Source organism: Streptomyces sp. NPDC002851 (assembly GCF_053591935.1).
Genome location: NZ_JBSFUT010000025.1, coordinates 66933 through 86656, shown reverse-complemented (window position 1 = coordinate 86656; position 19724 = coordinate 66933). Strand labels below are relative to the sequence as shown.

At 70.3% G+C, this 19724-nt stretch carries 14 protein-coding genes; 4 read left to right on the top strand and 10 right to left on the bottom strand.

Going from position 1 to position 19724, the window contains the following annotated elements; translation table 11 throughout:
* Positions 1–276 precede the first annotated feature (276 nt).
* The 3 genes from ACWD10_RS24865 to sucC all read right to left on the bottom strand — a co-directional run bounded on the left by ACWD10_RS24865 (position 277) and on the right by sucC (position 4067).
* Positions 277–1821: an aldehyde dehydrogenase family protein gene (locus ACWD10_RS24865; RefSeq protein WP_451094563.1), complete on the bottom strand. Its 1545-nt coding sequence runs from the start codon at positions 1819–1821 to the stop codon at positions 277–279.
* Between the two features lie 208 nt (positions 1822–2029).
* Positions 2030–2911: a succinate--CoA ligase subunit alpha gene (gene sucD / locus ACWD10_RS24860; protein ID WP_451094561.1), complete on the bottom strand. Its 882-nt coding sequence runs from the start codon at positions 2909–2911 to the stop codon at positions 2030–2032.
* A gap of 31 nt (positions 2912–2942) precedes the next feature.
* Positions 2943–4067 carry an ADP-forming succinate--CoA ligase subunit beta gene (sucC, locus tag ACWD10_RS24855; RefSeq protein WP_451094559.1) on the bottom strand — a complete coding sequence of 375 codons (1125 nt, stop codon included), beginning with the start codon at positions 4065–4067 and terminating at the stop codon, positions 2943–2945.
* A gap of 188 nt (positions 4068–4255) precedes the next feature.
* On the opposite strand from sucC, the gene ACWD10_RS24850 reads away from it, so the two are divergent.
* The 4 genes from ACWD10_RS24850 (at position 4256) to ACWD10_RS24835 (ending at position 10870) form a co-directional block, all read left to right on the top strand.
* Positions 4256–5950, top strand: a complete 1695-nt coding sequence (locus tag ACWD10_RS24850) for a thiamine pyrophosphate-binding protein (protein WP_451094557.1) — start codon at positions 4256–4258, stop codon at positions 5948–5950.
* An 11-nt stretch (positions 5951–5961) separates the two neighbouring features.
* On the top strand, positions 5962–7218 hold the full coding sequence (gene frc / locus ACWD10_RS24845) for a formyl-CoA transferase (RefSeq protein WP_451094555.1): 1257 nt from the start codon (positions 5962–5964) through the stop codon (positions 7216–7218).
* Between the two features lie 4 nt (positions 7219–7222).
* Positions 7223–9367, top strand: a complete 2145-nt coding sequence (locus ACWD10_RS24840) for an acetate--CoA ligase family protein (protein ID WP_451094553.1) — start codon at positions 7223–7225, stop codon at positions 9365–9367.
* A gap of 117 nt (positions 9368–9484) precedes the next feature.
* The gene (locus ACWD10_RS24835) at positions 9485–10870 is read left to right on the top strand and encodes an OFA family MFS transporter (protein WP_451094551.1); all 1386 of its coding nucleotides are present in this window, start codon (positions 9485–9487) and stop codon (positions 10868–10870) included.
* Between the two features lie 103 nt (positions 10871–10973).
* Here the strand turns inward: ACWD10_RS24835 and ACWD10_RS24830 are convergent, their stop codons facing one another.
* The 7 genes from ACWD10_RS24830 to ACWD10_RS24800 form a co-directional block, all read right to left on the bottom strand.
* Positions 10974–12032 (bottom strand): sugar phosphate isomerase/epimerase family protein, encoded by a 1059-nt coding sequence (locus tag ACWD10_RS24830; RefSeq protein ID WP_451094549.1) that lies wholly within the window; start codon positions 12030–12032, stop codon positions 10974–10976.
* 30 nt (positions 12033–12062) lie between these two features.
* Positions 12063–13496, bottom strand: coding sequence for an alkaline phosphatase family protein (locus ACWD10_RS24825; protein ID WP_451094547.1), 1434 nt, complete (start codon positions 13494–13496; stop codon positions 12063–12065).
* The gene (gene eboE / locus ACWD10_RS24820) at positions 13493–14839 is read right to left on the bottom strand and encodes a metabolite traffic protein EboE (protein WP_451094545.1); all 1347 of its coding nucleotides are present in this window, start codon (positions 14837–14839) and stop codon (positions 13493–13495) included. Before eboE ends, ACWD10_RS24825 begins: the two co-directional genes overlap by 4 nt.
* Before the next feature lie 3 nt (positions 14840–14842).
* On the bottom strand, positions 14843–15712 hold the full coding sequence (locus ACWD10_RS24815; RefSeq protein WP_451094543.1) for a TatD family hydrolase: 870 nt from the start codon (positions 15710–15712) through the stop codon (positions 14843–14845).
* Positions 15712–16386 carry an EboA domain-containing protein gene (locus ACWD10_RS24810; protein WP_451094624.1) on the bottom strand — a complete coding sequence of 225 codons (675 nt, stop codon included), beginning with the start codon at positions 16384–16386 and terminating at the stop codon, positions 15712–15714. The genes ACWD10_RS24815 and ACWD10_RS24810 overlap by 1 nt, the downstream gene beginning before the upstream one ends.
* Positions 16387–17049: 663 nt before the next feature.
* Positions 17050–18018: a sugar phosphate isomerase/epimerase family protein gene (locus tag ACWD10_RS24805; protein WP_451094541.1), complete on the bottom strand. Its 969-nt coding sequence runs from the start codon at positions 18016–18018 to the stop codon at positions 17050–17052.
* A gap of 61 nt (positions 18019–18079) precedes the next feature.
* Positions 18080–19312, bottom strand: a complete 1233-nt coding sequence (locus tag ACWD10_RS24800) for an SCO3242 family prenyltransferase (protein WP_451094622.1) — start codon at positions 19310–19312, stop codon at positions 18080–18082.
* Positions 19313–19724 lie beyond the last annotated feature (412 nt).

The following is a 19724-nucleotide window of genomic DNA, read 5'->3' as shown; positions in this document are numbered from 1 at the left end:
AGCAGTGTTGCACCCATCCGTGGGGGCTTGCGCCTGAGCCTGTGGCGGGCCGCAAGCCCCCACGAGCATGACGGCGGTAAGGACAGCGGTTAGGACAGCGGTCAGAACGCTGGAAGTGGCACGCATCATGACCTCTCGTGGAAAACATGTGCGGGGTCTCGGAAGCTTTGTACGAGCATGAGCCTCGGCACCACATGCTTCAACCGGACCCCCATCGCCCACCACGGAAGGTGACGGGCCCCGCCCACGGCACTGACGGGGCCCGTTTTCCCTTGCTCAAGGCGTCAGTTGATACTCCGGGAAGTTGCCCGGCAGTCGTTCGCCCGCCGGACCCTGGGTCACCGCTCTGGCCAGGAGTTCGCCGCCGACGAAGGCGCCTCGCCAGGATGCGCCGAAGCCGCCGAAGAGTTCCTCTCGGTCGCCGCGGGAGCGGGGCTTGCCATGGCCGACCTTGAAGGCGCGGATCTGGGGGGCGAGGCGGGCGTAGGTCGCCGGGTCGTCGGTGGAGAGGGTGGCGACGAGGGCGCCGTTCGAGGCGTTCATGGCGGCGAGGAGCTCCGCCTCCGTGTCGACCAGGACGATGGTGTCGACCGGGCCGAAGGGCTCCGCGTGGTGCAGCGGGGAGGACGGGGGTGGGTTCAGGAGGGTGACCGGTGCGACGTACGCCGAGGTGTCCTGGCCGGGCAGGAAGTGCCCGTCGGCGAGCGCACCGCGGTACAGCGGGACGGCGCCGCGGTCGACCGCCTCGGCCACCTGGTCGTTCAGCTCCTTCGCCTTCGCGGCGTTGATCACCGGGCCGAGGTCCAGGGCCGGGAGCGGGTCGCCGGGGTCCGCGACGGCCAGCGGATGGCCGGTGCGTATCTCTCGTACGGCGGGGAGATACGCGGCCAGGAACTGGTCGAACAGGGTGCGCTGGACCACGAAGCGGGGGTACGCGGTGCAGCGCTGCTTGCCGTAGTCGAAGAGCTTGGGGATCACGGCGGACAGGGCGGACCAGTCCGAGTGTTCCCAGATGCCCCAGGTGTTGAGTCCCTCCTGTTCCAGAATGTGTCGCTTGCCGAGGTCGGTGACGGCCGTGGCCACGGCGGCGCCGGTGTCCCGGCCGCCGACGAACGAGACGCAGCCGATCTCCGGGGCGCGCACCAGCGCCTCGGAGAGTTCGCCGCCGCTGCCGCTGACGAGGGTCACGGGGATGCCCTCGCGGGCGACGAGCGCGCAGGCCAGGGTGAGGCACGCGAGGCCGCCGTCGGTCGGGGTCTTGGCGATCACCGCGTTGCCTGCCAGTGCTTGGACCAGCATGGCGTGAACGAGTACCGACATCGGATAGTTCCAACTGGCGATGTTGGAGACGGGTCCGCCCAGGGGCGTACGGCCGTCCAGCATCGGCTCGATGCCGTCGACGTACCAGCGCACGCCGTCGATGGCCCGGTCCACATCGGCCTGGGCGAGGCGCCAGGGCTTGCCGATCTCCCAGACGAGCAGGAGGGCGAGGAGTTCCCGGTGTTCGGTGAGCGCGTCGAGCGTGGCGGCCACGCGGGCGCGGCGTTCGGCGAGCGGGATGTGCCGCCAGGCGCGGTGCTGGTCGAGGGCGGCGCGTACGGCCTGGCGCGCGGTGGCCCCGTCCAGGCGGGGCGGGCCGACGATCGGGGTGCCGTCGACGGGGCTGGTGACGGGCAGGGTGCGGCCTCCGGGGTGCCAGTCGGCGGCCCAGAGGTTGTGGACGTGGTCGTCCCGGAACGCCTCGGGGGCGACGGCGAGGCAGCGCTGCCAGGCGTCGGTCCAGGCCGTGCCCGGTTTCAGGGTGAGGGTGGGTGATGCCATCGAGGTCTCCGCTCACGGTGCACAGTCGGGGCGGGAGGGGTGCATGGCTCTTCGGGGATGTCCCGTAGGGACGGTAGTGCGGGGCCTTGGCGTCACCGTATGAGTGACGTCGCCTTCTAGGGGTGCCTGTTTTTGCCCCGGGCTTGAATGTTCCTGTCTGGCCAGGACTTTTTCTTGTCTGGCCCGGACTCTTCTTGTCGGCCTTGGGTCATCCGTGGCCGAGCCGTTCCAGGACGAGCCGTGCTGTCTCGGTAGGTGTCGCGCCCACCGGGACGCCCTCGGCCTCAAGGGCGCGCTTCTTCGCCTCCGCCGTACCGGACGAACCGGAGACGATCGCGCCGGCGTGGCCCATGGTCTTGCCCTCGGGCGCCGTGAATCCGGCGACGTACCCGATCACCGGCTTGGTGATGTGGTCGCGGATATGGGCCGCCGCGCGTTCCTCCGCGTCGCCGCCGATCTCGCCGATGAGCACGATGAGTTCGGTGTCGGGGTCGTCCTGGAAGGCGTCCAGGCAGTCGATGTGCGAGGTGCCGATGACCGGGTCGCCGCCGATGCCCACGCAGGTGGAGAAGCCGATATCGCGTAGCTCGTACATGAGTTGGTACGTGAGGGTGCCGGACTTGGAGACCAGGCCGATGCGGCCGGGCTTGGTGATGTCGGCGGGGATGATGCCCGCGTTGGACTGGCCGGGGGTGATCAGGCCGGGGCAGTTGGGGCCGATGACGCGGGTGCTGCGCCGCTTGGCGTGGGCCTGGAAGGCGACCGCGTCGTGCACCGGTATGCCCTCGGTGATCACCACCACGAGGCCGATGCCCGCGTCCGCCGCCTCGGTCACGGCCGCTGTGCAGAAGGCCGGTGGGACGAACACCACCGTCACATCGGCCCCGGTGGCCTCGATGCCCTCGCGCACGGTGCCGAAGACCGGCACGGCGCGGTCGTCGAAGTCCACGCTCCGGCCCGCCTTGCGGGGGTTGACGCCGCCGACCACATCGGTGCCCGCGGCCAGCATGCGGCGGGTGTGCTTCAGGCCCTCGGCACCGGTCATGCCCTGGACGAGGACCTTGCTCTCCTTGGTGAGGTAGATCGCCATCGTCGGAACTCCACTCCCCTGCTGTGGGCGGCTAGTTGGCGAGTTCGGCGGCGCGGCGGGCGGCGCCGTCCATGGTGGGCTGCTGTTCGAGGAGCGGGTGGGCGTGGCCGTCGAGGATGGCCCGGCCGCGCGGTGCGTTGTTCCCGTCCAGGCGTACGACGAGGGGTTTGGTGAGGCGTACCTGGTCGAGGGCCTGCACGATGCCGTCGGCGACCGCGTCGCAGGCGGTGATGCCGCCGAACACGTTCACCAGGACCGACTTCACCTCCGGATCGGAGAGGATCACGGACAGGCCGTCCGCCATCACCTGGGCGGAGGCGCCGCCTCCGATGTCCAGGAAGTTGGCGGGGCGCGCGCCGCAGCCGGCCACGACATCGAGGGTGGACATGACGAGCCCGGCGCCGTTGCCGATGATCCCCACCTCGCCGTCGAGCTTTACGTAGGTGAGCCCCTTCTCCGCCGCCGTGGCTTCCAGCGGATCGTCGTACGTCGCCGCGTCGTCGCCCCAACGCGCCTGCCGGAAGCGGGCATTCCGGTCGAGGGTGACCTTGCCGTCGAGGGCCATCAGCCGACCGTCGCCGGTGCGGACCAGCGGGTTGACCTCGACCAGGACGGCGTCCTCCTCGGTCAGCACGGTCCACAACTTGACCAGGACATCGGCCGCTTCGGGCGGCAGGTCCGCGGCGGACACGATCTCGGCCGCCTTGTCCGCGGTGACGCCGCGGACCGGGTCAATGGGGATCCGGGCCACCGCCTCGGGCCGGGTGGCGGCCACCTCCTCGATGTCCATGCCGCCCTCGGCGGAGGCGATGGCGAGAAACCGGCCGGAGGCGCGGTCGAGGACATAGGAGACATAGAACTCCGCCGCTACGTCCACCGGTTGAGCGAGCATCACCTGGTGTGCGGTGTGGCCCTTGATGTCCATACCGAGGATCTGGCGCGCCGTCAGCTCGGCGGCGGCCGGGTCGGCGGCCAGCTTCACCCCACCCGCCTTGCCGCGGCCCCCGGTCTTCACCTGGGCCTTGACCACCACCCGGCCGCCCAGCCGCTCGGCGATCCGACGAGCCTCCTTGGCCGAGTCGGTGACCTCGGCCGGGGGCACCAACACGCCGTATTCCTCGAAGAGTTCCCTCGCCTGGTACTCGAACAGGTCCATTCCGGCTCCTGACTGCCCGTTCCTGCCGCGGGCCTCGAAAAGTGCCGCACGCCCCCTGGACACCACCCACCGGATGCGGGATAACAAGCTTCATACAGTATTCGTCGACTGTATGCAATCTGCCGCGAGAGCGGTTCACTCAGTGCACGAGCAACGCCAACTCCCCTACGAAGGGACGGGACTTCGCCATGCCTGACGAGAGCAGCGACAACCAGCAGGCCCTCATTTCCGGTGGGCATCTGGTCGCCAAGGCACTCAAGGCAGAGGGTGTGGAGGTCATCTACACCCTGTGCGGCGGCCACATCATCGATATCTACGACGGCTGCGTAGACGAAGGCATCGAAGTCGTCGACGTACGCCACGAACAGGTCGCCGCACACGCCGCCGACGGCTACGCCCGCATCACCGGCAAGCCGGGCTGCGCCGTGGTCACCGCCGGACCCGGAACCACCGACGCCGTCACCGGCGTCGCCAACGCCTTCCGTGCCGAGTCACCCATGCTGCTCATCGGCGGCCAAGGAGCCCACACCCAGCACAAGATGGGCTCCCTCCAGGACCTGCCGCATGTCGACATGATGACGCCCATCACCAAGTTCTCCGCCACCGTGCCGGACACCGCGCGGGCCGCGGACATGGTGTCCATGGCGTTCCGCGAGTGCTACCACGGCGCCCCCGGACCCTCCTTCCTCGAGATCCCGCGCGATGTACTTGACGCCAAGGTGCCGACGGAGAAGGCACGGGTGCCCAAGGCCGGCCACTACCGGGCGTCGACCCGCTCGGCCGGTGACCCCGAGGCGATCGAGCGGCTCGCCGACCTCCTGGTGCACGCCGAGAAGCCCGCCATCCTGCTCGGCAGCCAGGTATGGACGACCCGCGGCACCGAAGCAGCCACCGAACTCGTCCGCACCCTCAACGTCCCCGCCTATATGAACGGTGCCGGTCGCGGCACCCTGCCACCCGGCGACCCGCACCACTTCCAGCTCTCCCGCAGGTACGCCTTCTCCAACGCCGATGTCATCGTGATCGTCGGTACTCCCTTCGACTTCCGGATGGGTTACGGCAAGCGCCTCTCGCCGGACGCGACCGTCGTACAGATCGACCTGGACTACCGGACCGTCGGCAAGAACCGCGACATCGACCTGGGCATCGTCGGCGACGCCGGGCTGATCCTGAAGTCCGTGACCGAGGCCGCCTCCGGGCGCCTCAACGGCAACTCCTCCCAGCGCAAGGAGTGGCTGGACGAGCTGCGCGCCGCGGAGCAGACCGCCATCGAGAAGCGGCTGCCGAGCCTCCGCTCGGACGCCTCGCCCATCCATCCGTACCGCCTGGTCAGCGAGATCAATGACTTCCTGACCGAGGACTCGATCTATATCGGCGACGGCGGCGACATCGTCACCTTCTCCGGTCAGGTCGTGCAGCCCAAGTCGCCCGGGCACTGGATGGACCCCGGCCCGCTCGGCACGCTCGGCGTCGGCATCCCCTTCGTCCTGGCCGCCAAACAAGCGCGGCCCGACAAGGAGATCGTCGCCCTCTTCGGTGACGGCGCCTTCTCACTGACCGGCTGGGACTTCGAGACCCTGGTCCGCTACAACCTGCCCTTCGTCGGCATCGTCGGCAACAACTCCTCCATGAACCAGATCCGTTACGGCCAGAAGGCCAAGTACGGCGAGGCACGCGAGCGGGTCGGCAACACCCTCGGCGATGTGCCCTACGACCAGTTCGCCCGGATGCTCGGCGGCCACGGCGAGGAGGTCCGCGACCCCTCCGACATCGGCCCCGCGCTGCGGCGCGCCCGCGAGTCGGGCAAGCCCTCGCTCATCAACGTCTGGGTCGATCCCGACGCGTACGCCCCCGGAACCATGAACCAGACCATGTACAAGTGAGGTGTTCGCCGATGACTGTCACGACCAGTTCTCTTGACGGCACCAAGGCCCTCGAAGGCATCCGCGTCCTCGACATGACGCACGTCCAGTCCGGGCCCTCGGCGACCCAGCTGCTCGCCTGGCTGGGCGCAGACGTGATCAAGTTGGAGGCGCCGAGCGGCGACATCACCCGCAAACAGCTCCGGGACCTGCCGGCCGTCGACTCCCTCTACTTCACGATGCTCAACTGCAACAAGCGGAGCATCACCCTCAACACCAAGACCGAGCGCGGCAGGGAGATCCTGACCGAGCTGATCAGGCGCGCGGACGTCATGGTCGAGAACTTCGGCCCGGGGGCCGTGGACCGGATGGGCTTCACCTGGGACCGCATCCAGGAGATCAATCCACGTATCGTCTATGCCTCCATCAAGGGTTTCGGGGACGGTCCGTACACGAACTTCAAGGCGTACGAGGTCGTGGCGCAGGCCATGGGCGGGTCCATGGCCACCACGGGCTTCGAGGACGGGCCACCGCTGGCGACGGGGGCCCAGATCGGCGACTCGGGAACCGGCATTCATGCCGTCGCCGGGATACTCGCGGCGCTCTTCCAGCGGGAGACCACCGGGCGCGGGCAGCGGGTCAATGTGGCCATGCAGCACGCCGTGCTCAACCTCTGCCGGGTGAAGCTGCGCGATCAGCAGCGCCTGGCCCATGGCCCGCTCGCTGAATATCCCAACGAGGACTTCGGCTCGGAAGTTCCCCGCTCGGGCAACGCGTCCGGCGGTGGCCAGCCCGGCTGGGCGGTCAAGTGCGCGCCGGGCGGCCCCAACGACTATGTGTACGTCATCGTGCAGCCGGTCGGCTGGCGGCCGCTGTCCGAGCTCATCGGCCGGCCCGAACTGGCCGACGACCCCGAGTGGGCCACGCCGGAGGCCCGCCTGCCGAAGCTGAACAAGATGTTCCAGCTGATCGAGGAGTGGTCCTCGACCCTCCCGAAGTGGGAAGTCCTGGAGCGGCTCAACGCCCACAACATCCCCTGCGGCCCGATCCTGTCGACCAAGGAGATCATCGAGGACGACTCGCTCGTGACCAACGAGATGATCGTGCGCGTACCGCACCCGGAGCGCGGCGAGTTCACCACCGTCGGCTCCCCGCTGAAGCTCTCCGACTCCCCCGTGAACGTGACCAGTTCGCCGCTGCTCGGCGAGCACAACGAAGAGGTGTACGTCGGCGAGCTCGGCCTCGGCGACGAGGAGCTGCGCCTGCTCAAGTCGAACGGAGTGATCTGACGTGATGGCAGAGGACCGCGCGCAGAAGGTGCGGGCGCTGCTCGACGCCGTACGGGCCGACGGGCGCACCGCGCTCACCGCGCCCGAGGGCAAGGTACTCGCGGACGCGTACGGCATCGCCGTCCCGGGCGAGGAGCTGGCCCGGGACGTGGACGAGGCCGTGGCGCACGCGGACCGCTTCGAGGGCCCCGTCGTGCTGAAGATCGTCTCCCCGGACATCCTGCACAAGACCGACGCCGGCGGGGTCGTCGTCGGTGTGGAGGGCGCCGCCGAGGTAAGGGCCGCCTTCCGCCGGATCGTCGACAACGCCAGCGCCTACGCGCCGGACGCCCGGATCGAAGGCGTACAGGTACAGCAACTGCTGCCATCCGGGCAGGAGGTCATCATCGGTGCGGTGACCGACCCGACGTTCGGGAAGGTGGTGGCCTTCGGGCTCGGCGGCGTCCTCGTCGAGGTGCTGAAGGACGTGACGTTCCGGCTCGCCCCGGTGTCCGCGGACGAGGCCACCGGCATGCTCGACTCGATCCGCGCGGCCGAGATCCTGCGCGGAGTGCGCGGGGCCGCGGGCGTGGACCGGTGGGCGCTCGCCGAGCAGATCCGCCGGGTCTCCGAACTGGTCACCGACTTCCCGGAGATCGCCGAGGTGGACCTCAACCCGGTGATGGCGACCCCGGAGGGCGCGCTCGCGGCCGACATCCGGGTGCTGCTCGCCGACGCTCCGCCGACGCCGCGTCGCACCTACAGTCGCGACGAAATGCTGCGCACGATGCGGCGGTTGATGCAGCCCCGTTCGGTCGCCGTGATCGGCGCCTCCAACGAGCAGGGGAAGATCGGCAATTCGGTCATGCGCAATCTGATCGACGGCGGCTTCTCCGGCGAGATCCACCCCGTGAACCCCAAGGCCGATGACATTCAGGGCCGCAAGGCGTACAAGAGTGTCACCGACGTTCCGGGTGAGGTGGATGTGGCGGTCTTCGCGATTCCCGCCAAGTTCGTGGCCTCGGCCCTGGAGGAGGTCGGGCGCAAGGGGATCCCCAATGCCGTCCTCATCCCCTCCGGTTTCGCCGAGACCGGCGAGCACGCCCTCCAGGCGGAGATCGTCGCGATCGCCGAGCGCCAGGGCGTGCGCCTCCTCGGCCCCAACATCTACGGCTACTACTCGACTTGGCAGGACCTGTGCGCCACGTTCTGCACGCCGTACGACGTCAAGGGCGGGGTGGCGCTGACCTCTCAGTCGGGTGGCATCGGCATGGCCATCCTCGGCTTCGCGCGTGCCACCAGGACGGGCGTCTCGGCGATCGTCGGGCTCGGCAACAAGTCGGATCTGGACGAGGACGATTTACTCACCTGGTTCGCGGAGGACCCCAACACCAAATGCATCGCCATGCACTTGGAGGATCTGAAGGACGGCCGTTCTTTTGTAGAGGCGGCCCGGGCGACCGTGCCGAAGAAACCGGTCGTCGTGCTCAAGGCCGGGCGCACGGCGGCCGGTGCGAAGGCCGCAGGTTCGCACACCGGGGCGCTCGCCGGTGACGACGCGGTGTACGACGACATCCTGCGGCAGGCCGGGGTGATCCGGGCGCCGGGCCTCAACGACATGCTGGAGTACGCGCGTGCGCTGCCGGTCCTGCCGACGCCCAAGGGCGACAACGTCGTGATCATCACGGGTGCGGGCGGCTCCGGGGTGCTGCTCTCGGACGCCGTCACGGACAACGGCCTCTCCCTGATGGAGATCCCGGACGACCTGGACGCCGCGTTCCGGAAGTTCATCCCTCCCTTTGGGGCGGCGGGAAACCCGGTGGACATCACGGGTGGGGAGCCCCCGTCGACGTACGAGGCGACCATCAGGCTCGGCCTCGAGGACCCGCGGATCCACTCCCTGGTCCTCGGCTACTGGCACACCATCGTGACCCCTCCCATGGTGTTCGCCGAGCTCACCGCGCGCGTGGTGGCGGATTTCAGAGAACGCGGCATAGAGAAGCCGGTTGTCGCGTCACTCGCCGGTGACGTCGAGGTCGAGGAGGCGTGCGCGTACCTCTTCGAGCGTGGCGTAGTGGCGTACCCCTATACGACCGAGAAGCCCGTCGCGGTGCTTGGCGCCAAGTACCGCTGGGCGCGGGCGGCGGGGCTCCTCGGAGGTGGTCGATGAGCTGAGCGACGCCTCGAACCACGGGGCCTGCGGCGGCCGCTCGCCGTAGGCCCCGGCGCGAAGAGAACGGACAGGGGGCGCTGGCCAGACTTCTTCCACGCGAGGGGTTCGATCGACATGACAACAACCGACATACCAACGGCCGTCCCCTACAGGGAGGTGACGGACGCCAACGGCCGGACGTACCGGCTCGGCGAGACCGACATCGACATCATGGGGCGCAAGCGCAAGTGGATGGTCATCCTGCCGTGGGTCGGCATGATGGGCATCAGCTCCGCGGAGTACGCATTCGCATCCGCGGAGGACACCCTCCACAACGCGCACCACTGGGCCAGCGGTCACATCTTCTGGATGATGACCGTCTGGGTGTTCTTCCAGGCCGCGGTGGCCTTCCCCGCGGGCAGGCTGCGCGAGAGCGGCAAACTTCCGGCCCGCTGGGCGATGATGCTCGGCTCGGCGGGCACGCTGATGGGATACCTGTCCCTGGCGTACGCGCCGCACGTCGTCTTCGCCTACATCGGCTTCAGCATGTTCAGTGGCATGGGCGCGGGCATGGTGTACGCCACCTGCGTCAACATGGTGGGCAAGTGGTATCCGGAACGCAGGGGCGGCAAGACCGGCTTCGTCAACGGCGGCTTCGCCTACGGCTCGGTGCCGTTCGTCTTCATCTTCACCGGCGTCATGGACCTGTCCAACTTCCGTACGGTACTGGTCTGCGTCGGTCTCTTCCTCGCCGCGGTCGTGGCCGTCGCCGGCTTCTTCTTCAAGGACCCGCCGAAGAACTGGTGGCCCGCCGAGGTCGACCCGCTCAACCCGCCGGAGGACCCGCGCGCCCGCCGTTCGCTGGAGAAGAACCCGCCGGCCGTCAAGCAGTACTCCCCCATGGAGGCCTGGAAGACCGGCCGGGTGGCGCTGATGTGGTTCTGTCTCGCCTGTACCTCCGGCGTGAATATCTTCGGCATCGCCTTCCAGGTCGACATCGGCAACGAGGCGGGCTTCGCCAGCGGGATCGTGGCGACCGCGATGTCGCTCAAGGCGATCGTCAACGGCACCGGGCGCGGCGTCATCGGCTGGCTCTCCGACCGCTACGGCCGCAAGCAGTGTCTGCTCTCTGTCTGTCTCATCCTCGGTCTCGCCCAGTTCGGCATCATCTGGTCGGCCGAGCTCAAGAACCTGCCGCTGTTCCTGATCTTCTCCGCGATCTCCGGCTTCGGCGGCGGCGCCATCTTCCCGATGTTCGCGGCACTCACCGCCGACTACTTCGGCGAGAACAACAACGCCACCAACTACGGCATGGTCTACAGCTCCAAGCTCGTCTCCGGCCTGGGCGCGGGCATGGGCGCCGTGGTCGTCGGCGCCTGGGGACACTCCGGTGCCTTCATCCTGGCGGGCTGCATCTCGTTCTTCGCCGGGTTCGTGGCGCTGTTCCTCACCCCGCCGGGGCGGCCGAAGCGCAAGAAGATCACGCCGAATCCGCAGCCCATCAGCAGGGACGCGCTCTAGCCTCGCACCCGCTCCTCCGTGCGCTCCCCGCACTTCCCATACGCAGCGCCCCCGGCATCGTGCCGGGGGCGCTGCGTATGACGGGTGTGCCCCGCTGGCAGTCTCACTCGCGCAGCGAGTGCAGGTGCTCGCTCGACTTGCGGGCGAACTCGAGGGAGTCCACCGGATTGTCGTGTTCCACCTGCCAGTGGTGGTAGCGGCGTCCCCTCGGGGTGCGGTGCGTGACCGCGGACAGGAACGTCTTGTAGTCGATGTCTCCGTCGCCGACGTCGACCATCCGGTACCCGTCCCGCGCGGACTCGTCGTGCTCGCCGTCCTTGACGTGGAACAGCGGGTAGCGGTGCGGCTGCTTCAGTACGTAGTCGAGGGGCTCGAACGGCGCGGGGGTGCCGTCGGCCCGCCGGGAGAAGCGGAACTGGCCGGCGAACGCCCAGTAGATGTCCATCTCCAGATACACCAGGTCCGGGTCGGTCTCGGCGAGCAGCACGTCGTAGAGGCGTACGTCGGGCCGGTCGGTGGCGAAGGAGAACTCCTCGGCGTGGTTGTGCTGGTAGAACTTCATGCCGCGCTCCCTCGCGGCCGCGCCGAACGCGTTGAACTCCTCGGCGCAGCGCTTCCACCCGTCGACGGTGGTGCCGTAGCGCCAGGGCCCGGACGCGGTGCCGATGTGCTTCAGGCCGAGGGCCTGGGCGTCGTCCAGGACGCGTTCGAGGTTCTGCGCGAAGGTGTACGCGTTCGGGTCGCTGTCGGAGTGGTACCCGACGTGGCTGCCGATCGGCGTCAAACCGTGGTCGGCGGCGAGGCACTTGAGCTGGCGCAGGGTGATGGGGCCCGCGGTGCCCTGGGTGTAGCCGGCGAACTCGATCTCGTCGTAGTTGTGGCGCTCCAGCTCGGCGAAGACGGGGGCAAAGCCGAGCGTGCTGACCTTGTCGCGCAGGCTGTAGAGCTGAATGCCGAGTCGGCCCGGGGGAAGTACGGGGCCGCCTCCCGCCCCGGCAGCGTTCGGTGCGGCGGCCGGTGCGTCCGACACGGCGGCGGCCGGGGTGGCGGAGCCGAGGACGGCGGCCGCGGTGGCACCGGCGGCGACGCCGAGCATGCCGCGTCTGGTGAGCCTGTGCGTGAGTTCGGGGTCGTCGGCGGACGTGCGGGAAAGTCGGAGCATGCGGGAACTCCTCGTCGTCACGGGGCGTTGTCAGTGGTGTCTGCTTGAGTGATCTGCAGCCGGTCGGGACGAGAGACCGGCGAGCGAAAGCAGCAGGGATTTCACATCGGTGGCCCGGATCGGGCCGGTGACAGCGCGGGGGGTGGAGCACAGGATGAGCGGACCGTCGTTCGGGTCCTCGGGGAGGCGGCCATGGCTGCCTCGAATAGGTGAGGGGTCCAGGGGCACCACCGCCATGCGGTAGCGCAGCCCGATTTTCTTGCGGGCCAGCGCGGTGGCGGCCTTGACCTTGACGTAGGGGTCTTGGGGATCCATGAACAGCTCGACCGGGTCGTAGCCCGGCTTGCGATGGATCTCCACAAGCTGCGCGAAGTCGGGGGCGCGCGCATCGTCGAGCCAGTAGTAGTACGTGAACCAGGCGTCCGGCTCCGCGATGGCGATCAGTTCTCCGGAGCGCGGGTGATCGAGGCCGTGGTTCTTCTTGCCCTCGTCGTCCAGTAGTTGATCGATGCCTGCCAGGCCATGAAGTGCCTTCCGAGCAGCGTCGAGATCTTCCGGGCGGCGTACGTAGACGTGGGCGATCTGGTGGTCGGCCACGGCGAAGGCACGGGAGGCCATGGGGTCCAGGTACTCCATGCCGTCCTGGGTGTGGACCTCGAGGAGACCTGCGCGGCGCAGCGCGCGGTTGATGTCGACGGGGCGGCTGACGCGGGTGATGCCGTATTCGGAGAGTGCGACCACGGTGCGGCCTTCACGCGCCGCGTCGTCGAGAAGGGGGGTGAGGGTGCGGTCGAGGTCGGTGGCGGCCTGGTGGGCGCGCGGATCGTCGGGACCGTAGCGCTGCAGGTCGTAGTCGAGGTGAGGGACGTAGGCGAGGGCCAGATCGGGGTGGCGGGTGCCGAGGATGTGCCGGGTGGCGGCCACGATCCACTGGGAGGACGTGATGTCTGCCCCGGGGCCCCAGAAGTGGAACAGGGGGAACGTGCCGAATTTCTTGGTGAGTTCGTCGTGCAGGGCCGGGGGCCGGGTGTAGCAGTCGGGTTCTTTGCGGCCGTCGGCGTAGTAGACGGGACGGGGGGTGACAGTGATGTCGGTGTCGGCGCCCATGGCGTACCACCAGCAGATATTGGCGACGGTGTAGCCCGGGTGGACGCGGCGGGCGGCGTCCCAGAGTTTGTCGCCGGAGACCAGGCCGTTGTGCTGGCGCCACAGCAGGACGTCGCCGAGTTCGCGGAAATACCAGCCGTTGCCGACGATGCCGTGCTCCGCGGGTGGGGCGCCGGTGAGGAAGGTCGACTGGGCGGAGCAGGTGACGGCCGGAAGGACCGTGCCGAGCGGGGCGCTCGAACCGTCCTCTGCCAGGGACTTGAGCCGGGGCATGTGGTCGAGCAGGCGCGGGGTGAGTCCTACGACGTCGAGTACGAGAAGGGGGGTGGGCTCTGCGGGCCTGGTGGCTTCGGTCATGGCAGCTCCTTGAGGCCCAGGTCGACGAGGAGATCGCGGGCAAGGGTCAGTTCGGCGGCGATGCCGTCGATGAGCTGGGGGCGGCCGCGCGGGCGCAGCTCTGGGGGCAGGGCCTGCCAGGTGTAGGTCTCGACCTCCAGGTGCCGGGTGCGTGGGTGCGGCCCTCCGACGAGGCGGGACAGGGCGTCGCGCAGAACGGAGAGAGTGGAGGTGAGCGGAGGCATGGGTGCGGCGTGCAGCGGCACGTGGTAGTGGGCCCGCCAGGGGGCGTCGTCGGGCAGGGCGTCCGCGGCGAGGGCCGCGCCGAGGTCATCGGTGCCGCACAGCCCGCCCGAGGTCCCGGGCTGACCGTCCGGTGCGGGTGCGGGTGCGGGTGCGGGCCCGGTCCGAGGACGGGTGCGGGTCTGGTGCAGGAAGCGGGGCTCGTCGAAGGCCGCCAACGCCGCGCGCACCTCGGGGAGATGGGGGTGCTCGGCATGCAGGGCGGCGGAGAGCTGGGCCTTGGGGATGGGGATACGGGCGGCGTCGAGGGCGTCGAGAGCGGAATGCGGATCTTCGAAGGAGGTGGCGAGATGACAGGTGTCGAGACAGAGGCCGATCCGGTCGGCGTGCCCGGCATGCCCGGTGTCGCCTGGTGCGGTGTGCGGCCGCTGACGGGTGGGCGTTCCGGGTGCGTCGCCCGGGAGGACGGGGGTGGCCTGGGGTTCGGGCGGAACGTCGCCGAGGGCTTCGCGGAGGGCGAGGAGCGGGGCGATGGCGTCCGCGGTGGTTTCCACCGTGCAACCGGGTTCGGGTTCCAGGCCGATACGGATGGAGCGTCCGGTGAGCTCCTCCAGGGCGTCGAGGCGTCCGACGAGTGCGACGAGTGCGGTACGGGCGACCGCGGCACGTTCGGCGTCGAAGCCGGTGCGCCAGGCCAGCGGGAGCGTGGAGATGCTGCCTTCGGTGACGTCTTCCGGGAGCAGGGTGGTGAGCAGCCGGGCGAGGTCGGTGGTGTAGGTCAGACGTTCCGGATCGGTCCAGTCGGGCTTGTACACCCGGTACTTGACCTCTTCGCTGCCGAAGCCCTCGTAAGGGAAGCCGTTGAGGGTGACGACCTCAAGGCCGCGCCGGTCCAGTTCGGTGCGCAGCTCGCGCAGCGCCGCCGGGTCCGCGGTGAGGGCGCGGGCGGCGTCCCTGGCCAGCCAGAGACCGATGCCGAGCCGGTCCCGGCCGAGTCGCTTGCGGACCGGCTCGCAGTGGTCGCGCAGCTGGGCGCGGACGCCGTCGAGGTTCTCGGCCGGATGGACATTGGTGCAGTACGCGAGGTGGACGGTGGAGCCGTCGGGGTGCCGGAAGCGCATGGGTCACCCCTCGCCCGACGCTGTCTTCGGGGCGCCGCGGAGGATGGAGTTGCCCTCGTGGGTGGCGGCCGTGTCCGGCACGTCGAGGATGAGTCGGCCGCTGAGCCCGTAGAACTCCACGGGGTTCTGCCACAGGACCCGGTCGACGGTGTCCTCGGTGAAACCCGCCTTGAGCATGGCCTCGCCGACCTTGCGGGTCTTCAGCGGGTCGCTTCTGCCCCAGTCGGCGGCCGAGTTGACCAGGACGCGGTCCGGTCCGTGACGTTCCAGGACCGCGATCATCCGGTCCTCGTCCATCTTGGTGTCCGGATAGATGGAGAACCCGAGCCAGCAGCCCGCTTCCTTGGCCTCGTCGACCGTGACCTCGTTGAGGTGGTCCAGGAGTACGCGGTCCGGGGCGAGCGCGGACTCCCGCAGGACGTCGAGGGTGCGGCGCAGGCCGGTCAGCTTGTCCCGGTGCGGGGTGTGGACGAGCGCGGGCAGTTCGTGGTCAGCGGCGAGTTGGAGCTGCGCGGCGAGTGCGGTGTCCTCCGCGGGGGTCATGGAGTCGTAGCCGATCTCGCCGACGGCGACGACACCGTCCTTCATCAGATAGCGGGGCAGCTCGTCGAGCACGGGGGTGCAGCGGGGGTCGTTCGCCTCTTTGGGGTTGAGGGCGAGGGTGCAGTGATGCGCGATGCCGTACTGCGCGGCGCGGAAGGGCTCCCAGCCGAGGAGACCGTCGAAGTAGTCGAGAAAGGAGGCCGGAGAGGTACGGGGCTGCCCGAGCCAGAAGGAGGGCTCGACCACGGCGCGCACGCCCGAGGCGTGCATGGCCTCGTAGTCGTCGGTGGTCCGGGAGGTCATGTGGATGTGCGGGTCGAAGATGCGCATCAGGACTCCTTACGGGGCGTGTCCTCGGCCGAGAGCTCGGTCAGCGCGAGGACACGGTGCAGATCTCCGGGTACGGGACGGCCCGCGGCGGTGCGCTCTGCGGCGTAGTCGCGGAGCATGCGGGCGAGTTCGGCATCGCCGCGGGCACGCTGTTCCAGTGCGGCGACGGCATCCACCGGCACGCCGGTGAACAGGCACTTGAGGACGGCATGGCGCCAGGTGTGGGCGTCCAGGTGGTCGGCCGCGTACGGGCCGACGGCCGCGGCGACGAGCCGGGTGTCGTTGGTCCGCAGGGCGTCCTCGGTGAGGGACAGGGCTTCGGGCCCGGACAGGAGGTGAGGCAAGGACAGGAGAACGGCGCGGCGTTCGGCCGCGGTGCCCTGGCGGTAGAGGCGGGCGAGCGTGTCGGTATCGGCGCGGGCTGTGTGCAGGAGCAGTACGCGTACTGCGTCGGTGGTGTCGGCGGGGTCGGTGGATTCGGCGGGGTCGGCGGGGTCGGTGGCGGCCATGTCGGTGGTGGCAGCGGTGCCGGTGGCGTCGGTGACGGCCATGTCAGTGGTGGCAGCGGTGCCGGTGGCGTCGGTGGCGGCGACACCATCGGCCTGGTTCGCGCCGGCCGGTCCGCGGCGGCAGCGTCGTCCGGCTTCGGCGAATCGCAACTCCCAGGTGGGGATGGGGGCTTGCCGGGGTGGCGGGGTGAGGCTGGGTGCCGAGGTGGGGGAGGTGGTGCCGAGGACTGGGCCGGAGGCGGTTCGAGGGGCCGTTCCGGGGACGAGAGGGGCTGTGCCGGGAGTGCCGTGACGCGGATCGTCGGATGCGGGGGTGTTGCCGTGGTTGGCGGTGTGGGGGCGAGGGGCCTCCGTGCGGTCGGCGGTGCGCGCCGGGGTGGCTGCGGCTGCGGCCGCCGCTGCGAGTGCCTGGTCGAGCCACGCGAGGGCGGTGGCGTCGAGGGCGGGGGCGAGCCGGGCACGGAGGTGTTCGAGGTCGACGGTCACCTGGGGCCTCCTTGGGGCTTGTCGTCGGGACCGGCTCTGGCTGGAGTGCCTGGGTCTGCCTCGGGTGAGCTCGGGGGGCGCCGTGAGGAGCGGGGGGCCTGGGGGGCGTGGGGGGCGCCGTGTGGTGGGCCTGGCGGCTTGGCCGTTCCGCGGAGTCGGGGACGGGGACGGGTCTGGATGGGCTCGTTGGCGGGTTGTTGACGGGAGCGTTGACTGCCCGTTTGTCCCCGAGCGACGGGCCCTCTCGCCCCTCCGCCGAGGGGTGGGTGCCTGTGGCGGGGCGTTCGCGGAGCCGCGGTCGCGGGCCCGCCCGCGGGCTGGTCGCTGGGGGCCTCGGTGGCGTCACGTCTCGCGCAAGGTCGGGTGTCGGGGTGGCGTCGGACGGGGTGACGGGTGCGGGATCGGAGGTGGTGTTGGAGGAGTGGTGGGTGCTCGGGCTGGGCTCGGTGTCGGTGGAGGGGCTGCCGTGGGTGTGGGGGTCGCGGATTGGAGGAAGTGGAGGGATTCTTCGGCCAGTTGGGGACCGGCATGGGAGTGGCGTGGGAGTTCGACGACGGTGAGGCCCTGGTAGCCGGTGCGGGCCAGGGCGTCGAGGACCGGTGGGAAGTCGATCTCGCCGGTGCCGAAAGGGAGGTGTTCGTGGATGCCGCGGCGCATGTCCTCGATCTGGACGTGGCGCAGCCAGGGGGCCGCGGCTCGGACGCAGTCGGCGGGCGACTCGGGTTCGAGGCACTGGCAGTGGCCGATGTCGAGGGTGAGGCCGAGGGCGTCCGGGCTGTCGAGTTCGGTGCGCAGGTGGTGGAAGTCGGCGAGACAGGAGAGGAGGTGACCGGGTTCGGGTTCGACGGCGAGCGGGATACCGGCACCGGTGGCGACGTCAAGGACCGGGCCGAGCGCGTCGACGAGGCGGCGCCAGGCCAGGGCGTCGGGGGTATCCGGCGGGACGGTGCCACTGAAGCAGTGCACGGCGTGGGCGCCGAGGTCGGCGGCGACTTGTACGGCACGGATCAGGAGCCGGGTGCGGGCGGCGCGGCGGTCCGGGTCCGGGTCGAGAAGGGAGGGGGCGTGTTTGCGGCGAGCGTCGAGGACATAGCGGGCGCCGGTCTCGACCGTGACGCCGAGGCCGAGGCGGTCCAGTCGGCGGGCGACGTGGCGGGTGCGGGCGGCGAGGTCCCGTGCCATCGGGTCGAGGTGCATGTGGTCGAGGGTGAGGCCGACGCCCTGGTAGCCGAGGTCGGAGAGGAGGTCGAGGGCATCGTCGAGGCGCAGGTCGGTGAGGCCGTTGGTGCCGTAGCCGAAGCGGAGGGTCATGGGTGGGGTTCCCCCTTCCGTGCGCGGGCGGAGCGGGTGGGGTGCCAGAGCTGGAGCCGGGTCATGTGGGGCTCACCCGCCTGGCGAGGGTGCGGGCTATAGGGGCGAGGGCGGCGGTGGCGAGGGCGGTGCCGAGGGCGCCGGAGCGGGCGGCGAGGGCGGACTGGAGCGGGATCATGGCGCGGATGCCGCCGCCGACGGCGCGTTGGGTGAGTGGGGGTGAGGGGTTGAGCGCGGCGTGCAGCAGGGGGCGGGCGGCTGTGACGGCGTAGGTCACGGCGAGGACGGCGTGCGCGGATGGACGCGTCCCGGGCAGGCGCAGGAGGGTAACTCCGCGTCGGGCCGCCGAGAGTTGGGGCCCGGCGAGCACAGCGTGCGCGGATGGGCGACGCATGCCGGGCAGGCGCAGGAGGGCAACTCCGCGTCGGGCCGCCGAGAGTTGGGGCCCGGCGAGGACGGCGTGCGCGGATGGGCGACGCATACCGGGCAGGCACAGGAGGACAACTCCACGTCGGACCACGGAGAGTTGAGGCCCGGCGAGCACGGCGTGCGCGGATGGGCGACGCATACCGGGCAGGCGCAGGAGGGCTACTCCGCGTCGAGCCATGGAGAGTGGAGGCCCGGCGAGCACAGCGTGGGCGGACGGGCGACGCATGCCGGGCTGGCCTAAGGGGTGTCTCCCTAGGAGGGCTGCTCCCCCTTGGGCTGTGGGGAGTTGGGGCGCGGCGAGGCGTCGTGTGGCCGTGGAGGCCGTGGAGGCCGTGAGGGCGAGGGTGGTGGCGAGGGCGAGCAAGGGAGGTACGGAGGAGCCGCCTTGGGTTTCTTGGCGGGAGACGGTGGTGATGGCGTAGGTGTGTGCCGCCAGGGTGGCGGAGGAAGGGAGGGCCGGGGTGATGCGGCCGGAGGTGGCCGCGGCGCCGAGGAGGAGGTCGAGGCCGCGGGCCGCTGCCATGGCGGCGGGGCCGGCCGGGGTGTGCTTGAGGCGGAGGTCGTACGCCCAGACGGTGCCCGCCAAGGCCCCGGCGACCGTCAGGGCCGGGCGTCCTGCGCGGGCGGCGAGGGCGAGTCCGGTCGTGGTGAGTGCGGCCGCGGCGGCCAGGGCGGCGCCCGGGGCGATACGGCCGGAGGGCAGCGGGCGGTGCGGGCGTTCGACGGCGTCCTCGGCGCGGTCGGCCCAGTCGTTGAGGGCCATGCCTGCCTCGTACAGGCAGAGGGAGCAGCCGATGGCGAGGAGGGTGCGTCGGCCCGGGCGGCGGCCTGTTGCCGCGGCGCCTGCGAGGGCGTCGCCCGGCACCGTGAACAGGGCGGAGATCCGGAGGAGTTCGGCCCAGTCGCGGGGGCGGCCCAGTCCGGCCCTGCGAGCAACCATCCGTCGCGCCCCGGCTTCCTCCGGGGATTCCTCCGGGGATTCCTCCGGGGATTCCTCGACCGCCGAAACGGTCCGGTCACTCTTCTTGGAAACCGATGGGAGAACCAACGGGAGAACTGACGTTAGAACCGACCAGGACACCGACCGGGAGGCCACCGCCCCCACGGCACCCAAAGCAGCCCGGGGCAAGGAAAGTTGGCCCTGAACGGCCGCCGGGCCCGAACGACGGGCGCCCAGAGCACCCAGAAATCCCGGAGCGCCCAGAGCACCCGGCGCGACCGGAGCCCCGGGAGCCCCCGGAGCACCCGAAGCACCCGAAGCACCCAGAACACCCGAA

What these genes read in the sequence shown, in the direction of transcription:
- ACWD10_RS24865 (WP_451094563.1), bottom strand. Translation starts at nt 1,821, where the DNA reads ATGGCATCACCCACCCTCACCCTGAAACCGGGCACGGCCTGGACCGAC.
- sucD (WP_451094561.1), bottom strand. Translation starts at nt 2,911, where the DNA reads ATGGCGATCTACCTCACCAAGGAGAGCAAGGTCCTCGTCCAGGGCATG.
- sucC (WP_451094559.1), bottom strand. Translation starts at nt 4,067, where the DNA reads ATGGACCTGTTCGAGTACCAGGCGAGGGAACTCTTCGAGGAATACGGC.
- ACWD10_RS24850 (WP_451094557.1), top strand. Translation starts at nt 4,256, where the DNA reads ATGCCTGACGAGAGCAGCGACAACCAGCAGGCCCTCATTTCCGGTGGG.
- frc (WP_451094555.1), top strand. Translation starts at nt 5,962, where the DNA reads ATGACTGTCACGACCAGTTCTCTTGACGGCACCAAGGCCCTCGAAGGC.
- ACWD10_RS24840 (WP_451094553.1), top strand. Translation starts at nt 7,223, where the DNA reads ATGGCAGAGGACCGCGCGCAGAAGGTGCGGGCGCTGCTCGACGCCGTA.
- ACWD10_RS24835 (WP_451094551.1), top strand. Translation starts at nt 9,485, where the DNA reads ATGACAACAACCGACATACCAACGGCCGTCCCCTACAGGGAGGTGACG.
- ACWD10_RS24830 (WP_451094549.1), bottom strand. Translation starts at nt 12,032, where the DNA reads ATGCTCCGACTTTCCCGCACGTCCGCCGACGACCCCGAACTCACGCAC.
- ACWD10_RS24825 (WP_451094547.1), bottom strand. Translation starts at nt 13,496, where the DNA reads ATGACCGAAGCCACCAGGCCCGCAGAGCCCACCCCCCTTCTCGTACTC.
- eboE (WP_451094545.1), bottom strand. Translation starts at nt 14,839, where the DNA reads ATGCGCTTCCGGCACCCCGACGGCTCCACCGTCCACCTCGCGTACTGC.
- ACWD10_RS24815 (WP_451094543.1), bottom strand. Translation starts at nt 15,712, where the DNA reads ATGCGCATCTTCGACCCGCACATCCACATGACCTCCCGGACCACCGAC.
- ACWD10_RS24805 (WP_451094541.1), bottom strand. Translation starts at nt 18,018, where the DNA reads ATGACCCTCCGCTTCGGCTACGGCACCAACGGCCTCACCGACCTGCGC.